The organism is Legionella stuttgartensis, from assembly GCF_977063405.2.
Genome location: NZ_CDRUHA020000081.1, coordinates 1 through 3,286, shown reverse-complemented (window position 1 = coordinate 3,286; position 3,286 = coordinate 1). Strand labels below are relative to the sequence as shown.

Sequence of the window (3,286 nt, the reverse complement as noted above, 5' to 3'; positions counted from 1 at the left end):
TGTTGACAGGGGTATAAAACCGCGGAAATATGGCGCAGGCTTAAATTGATCAAAGTACGCGCAAAGTACACACTTTGATCTGACATTTACCTTAAAGCTAAAATGGGGGCTCCTCTCTAAAGATATCAGCCATCGAAGCATAAAATTCAGATTCAACTTTTTTATGGTGCTGTTGTATCTGAGCATGGTAAATACATTCTAAGGTACGGGTAAGATCACCAAGGAAGCTCACGAGTTTATATGCTGCTTCATCCGACATGGATTCTGGTAATAAAGCATCTAAAAAGATGTCACGCATGATGAGGCGCCTCCTCTACTATAGATTTCTTCTTCCTCGCTCGTTCCGCTGATTTTTTTGCACTATTGTCCTTCCATTCTTTAAGCCGGAAGGATTCCGCTTCGATATTCACGATTTCTGAGTGGTGAACGAGCCTGTCGATAATGGATACGACGCAAGTCGCATTGGGAAAGATATCACTCCATTCATTAAATTGCTTGTTGGTGGTGATAAGCGTTGATTTTTCTTCATACCGTCGGGATATGATTTCAAACAACAAATCCGCATGACGATTGGAGTAGGACAGATAACCGACTTCGTCGATGACAAGCAGCGCAGGGTGTACATAATGTTTGATGCGGCGGCGCAAGGCACTGTCACTGTCTATAGCTGCCAGTTCATTGAGCATTCCTGCGGCAGTAGTAAACAATGCGGTATGACCTTTCAGGATGGCTTGATAGGCGATGTTACGAGCTATCGTTGTTTTACCCACGGCATTAGGCCCGCATAAAATGATATTGGTCGCGTCCTTCATAAAACGTACCTGCATCCACTCTTCAATAATGTCTCGGTCACAACGTTTGGGCCAGCCCCAATCAAAGTCAGCTAATGGCTTGAAGCGTCCAATACGTGCACTGCGCAGACGACTATCCAGGCTTTTTTGAGCGCGATATGCTTCCTCCCAACTGATAAGTTGCTCCAGCCATGGTGCATCATGCACCTCATCCCAGTGATTGATGAGGCCATAAAGCTTAAGTGCCTTTGCACGTTGTAATAATAAATTAAGCATCATGAGACTCCTCTTCGGTCTTGGTTTGATTCAACACCTCGTAATCACTTAATTTATGAGGTTTTACGATAAGTTCATTGATGTGTTTGTTGTCCGATACCTGCAAAACGATACGTGGTGGTTGATGTCGTTCCTCTTGCCGTCGCTGTAAACTAAGCCGTACTGCATTAGGATGAGGAACGCCACGACCTAATGCATCAGCCATCGCCTCATCAAGCTCACTTGCTCCATAATCATCCAATAAAGACAGCAGTTGATTGGTCGTTGAGCCCAGTGGATAACCATGCAGAGCCGCTGCATCCAAAAAAGAACGCGCACAATCCACTGCATAAGTTAATCGGCTTTGACCACGATGCAGGCGCGCTTGCTTCTTGCGCTCAATAAGTTGTTCTATGTGCTCTGCACATTCAATTTGTTGCGCCTTATCATAACTGCGAGGATGTTTGGCGAGCACGGTTGTACCATCCAGAATAGTCACCGTATCCAGTGTGGCCCGAAGCGTTAATGTGGTTCGCACGTACTCATGCGGAACAGAATAATCATTCAGGTCAAATCGGGCATAAGGGGTTTTGCCAATAGGCACACATACGGTTTCATCCACCGGGAACGAATTATCAGGACAGGCGATTAATCGCGGCTGCTCCTCTTGAAACGCCTCCAAAACAGTTAGGCTCTTGTCCTCGGGGCAAGGTCTATTGGCCGCTTGTGTTGTACACCAGTGAGACGCTTGGGCATTTAAATCATCCAAGTCACGATACTTGCGTGCTGCAAAGAAGTTATCACGCACATACCGGATGGCCCGTTCTACCCGTCCTTTTTCATTGCCCCGATACACAGCACAAGGTCTTGGCTCAAAACGGTAGTGGGCTGCGAACGTCAGCAGAGTCGGGTTAAAGCGAATTGCATCGCCCTGACGTTCCAATACCGCACTCTTGAGGTTGTCATATAACAGGACACGGGGCACGCCACCAAAAGCCTGAAAGGCTTGTTCATGGCCACGTAAAAAATTTTCTGTGCGTTGATTCAGGTAAAAATGCAAATAAATGTTCCGAGAGTAACTTAAGACCATAACAAAGGCCACCAAGGGGCGTTTTGCTTTCCCAATCGTGATATGCCCAAAGTGCCCCCAATCCACTTGAGCTTGCTCACCTGGCAAAGTTCTTAATCTTAAGTAGGCTTCTGCGGCCGGGCGTGGTCGATAGCACGAGATAAGATGGCGAAAATGGTCAATCCCACCGGGATAACCGCGCTCTTGTACCATAGCAAACAGACGACTTGCGGTCAGTGTCGGATAACGTTGTAACGTCTCCAACACAAAGGGCAAATAGGGATCCATCATCGAAGGTTGCACCAGGATTTTCTTTTTAGGAATGCCTGCTTCGGATAAGACACGCTTTATCGTACTGTGATGCACGCCTAACTGAGATGAAATGGTTCCCACACGCCATTGTTCCACGTGGTAATAGCGTAATATATTGGCTTGCAATTCCTCTGAAATGCTCATTGTTATGCTCCTCTTTAAGATAATCATCAGGGAGGCCTCGAACAAGACACCAAAGCAGATGCTTTTTTAGGTATTCCATAACGTAAAAACCGGGAACGCAACAAAGCAGAGACCGGAGTAGCGCATAAACAACACATTATTGAATCCTTTAACTGTTGTTTATCCATCTTGATTGGCTTGTTTTTGACCGCGTGCAGTAAATCATTCGAAGCCGTTTCATGGGAACCCTGATGCGTCATTTTATTTTTAACACCCCGCTTTCGTTGCATATAACGACGTTGTCGTAATGCATGATTTAATCGACCTTTCATGCTGCGTTGGTAGCGAATCCCCGCGTCACGCAAGGACTTCTTTCGTGCAGCAAGGGAACAGACGGAGCTACAGTAACTATTTCCTCTGTCGCAATAGGTGCAGATAACAACGTGTTCGAAGCACAGGGCACATAGAAACAATCGTGGTGTCAGTTCCATAGCATTCCTTTGCTAACGAAACCTGACATTTATGGGTACAGGTGATATGCTTTAATCAAGGGACTGGGGCATTTGCTATCGTCGCGACCTTCAAATCATGAGCGATAGCACTTGGGTTTCATTAGTCCCTTTATTTTAGATGAGTTTTCTGTCTTGGTCTTTTTGTAAACTTCTTGGGGTATTTTCTGGTGAAACTTTATTGATGGCCTGCGCCATTTACTAGCGGGTTATTAGCACTGTCTACA

The 3,286-nt window shown here is 45.8% G+C and carries 4 protein-coding genes; all 4 read right to left on the bottom strand.

Translation table 11 applies throughout. The features are described from left to right. Positions 1 to 97 precede the first annotated feature (97 nt). Genes ACWTEW_RS27855 through ACWTEW_RS27840 form a run of 4 tightly spaced genes read right to left on the bottom strand, consistent with a single transcriptional unit; the run spans position 98 to position 3,041 of the window. A complete protein-coding gene (locus tag ACWTEW_RS27855) occupies positions 98 to 298 on the bottom strand; it encodes a hypothetical protein (protein WP_454783624.1) in 201 nt (66 codons plus the stop codon). Continuing rightward, entirely contained in the window at positions 291 to 1,070 is a 780-nt protein-coding gene (locus tag ACWTEW_RS27850; protein ID WP_454783623.1) for an ATP-binding protein, read from the bottom strand. Before ACWTEW_RS27850 ends, ACWTEW_RS27855 begins: the two co-directional genes overlap by 8 nt. Continuing rightward, complete coding sequence (gene istA / locus ACWTEW_RS27845) at positions 1,060 to 2,571, bottom strand: IS21 family transposase (RefSeq protein ID WP_454783622.1); 1,512 nt, start codon at positions 2,569 to 2,571, stop codon at positions 1,060 to 1,062. The genes ACWTEW_RS27850 and istA overlap by 11 nt, the downstream gene beginning before the upstream one ends. 26 nt (positions 2,572 to 2,597) lie before the next feature. Continuing rightward, positions 2,598 to 3,041: a hypothetical protein gene (locus tag ACWTEW_RS27840; protein ID WP_454783621.1), complete on the bottom strand. Its 444-nt coding sequence runs from the start codon at positions 3,039 to 3,041 to the stop codon at positions 2,598 to 2,600. Between the last annotated feature and the right edge of the window lie 245 nt (positions 3,042 to 3,286).

Bases quoted from the DNA above. Each gene is read 5' to 3' on its own strand.
- ACWTEW_RS27855 (WP_454783624.1), bottom strand. From the start codon at position 298: ATGCGTGACATCTTTTTAGATGCTTTATTACCAGAATCCATGTCGGAT.
- ACWTEW_RS27850 (WP_454783623.1), bottom strand. From the start codon at position 1,070: ATGATGCTTAATTTATTATTACAACGTGCAAAGGCACTTAAGCTTTAT.
- istA (WP_454783622.1), bottom strand. From the start codon at position 2,571: ATGAGCATTTCAGAGGAATTGCAAGCCAATATATTACGCTATTACCAC.
- ACWTEW_RS27840 (WP_454783621.1), bottom strand. From the start codon at position 3,041: ATGGAACTGACACCACGATTGTTTCTATGTGCCCTGTGCTTCGAACAC.